Source organism: Cryomorpha ignava (assembly GCF_010686655.1).
Taxonomy (GTDB): domain Bacteria; phylum Bacteroidota; class Bacteroidia; order Flavobacteriales_D; family Cryomorphaceae; genus Cryomorpha; species Cryomorpha ignava.
On sequence record NZ_JAAGVY010000130.1, the window covers coordinates 1 to 1,112 of the forward strand.

Here is a 1,112-nt window from a genome sequence, read left to right on the forward strand (position 1 = left end):
GGAACGACTTTTACTTATGACTTTTTTGCATTTATGGAAGATGGCGACCCTATTTCTGTTCGTAAATCTGTCAGAGAACATCATGTTAATTCACCTTATATAAGCCCAGTTGATGAACAAAATGCCACAATTCAATCAGCAGAATACAGCGACGGTTATGGCCGAATAGTTCAATCCCGGGCACAAGCAGAAGATGTTATTTATGGCAACCAAATTTTTGGCGACAGCGGCCTTCCTGCGAGACAACTTGAACCAAATCAAAATGCTGTAGGACAAGAGCGCAGCAGTGGTGCACCGTTAAACGTGGTGGTAAGTGGCCATAAAAGATACAACAACAAGGGCGAAATAGTGGAGCAGTTTGAGCCCTATTTTAATTCAGGGTTTGACTATGATCCTGACAATACACCTGAAGGAGTTGCCATCAAAATGTACTATGATGCATTGGGAAGAATGGTTAAGACATTAAATCCTGATGAATCGGAACAGCTTGTTGTTTTTGGAATACCCGCAGCACTCAATACTCCGAGTGACTATGCTGCTACACCCTGGGAAAGGTATCACTATAGTCCCAATGATTTGGGAGAAATTACTAATCCCGGCGTAGTACCCACAACCAGCTACTGGACACCAAAAAGTGAAACAATAGACCCACTTGGAAATGTAATTCGCACCACAGAGCATAAAGCGCACTATGATGCAGATACTGATAGCTACGAAGATGTAGTAATGCAATATAATTTTGACATCAAAGGCCAACTTGTTGAATCAATAGACCCTTTTGATCGCGTAATTTCTGCAAATAAATACAGCATGGCGGGGCAAATGCTAAAAACCGTTCATATTGATCGCGGTGAACAAACTCTTTTGGTAGATGCATTAAATTTACCGTTTATAACGAACGATGCTAAGGGAGCGCGCTCTCTTTTTGCATATGATAATTTGCAACGCCCTATATTTGTCTGGGCAAGAGATAACAGCGCAAAGGCCGTCACCAAACGTCAAATTATGCGGTACGGTGATAGCGACGGTTTTCCCAATCCCGAAAACTACAATCTAAAAGGAAAACTCTTTGTACACAATGATGAAGCAGGAAAACTCACTTATGAGGATTA

1 protein-coding gene is annotated in these 1,112 nt (G+C 41.6%); it reads left to right on the top strand.

What is annotated here, in order from left to right; translation table 11 throughout:
• The coding region (locus G3O08_RS20720; RefSeq protein ID WP_163287352.1) for a hypothetical protein at positions 1-1,112 on the top strand (1,112 nt) is incomplete at both ends.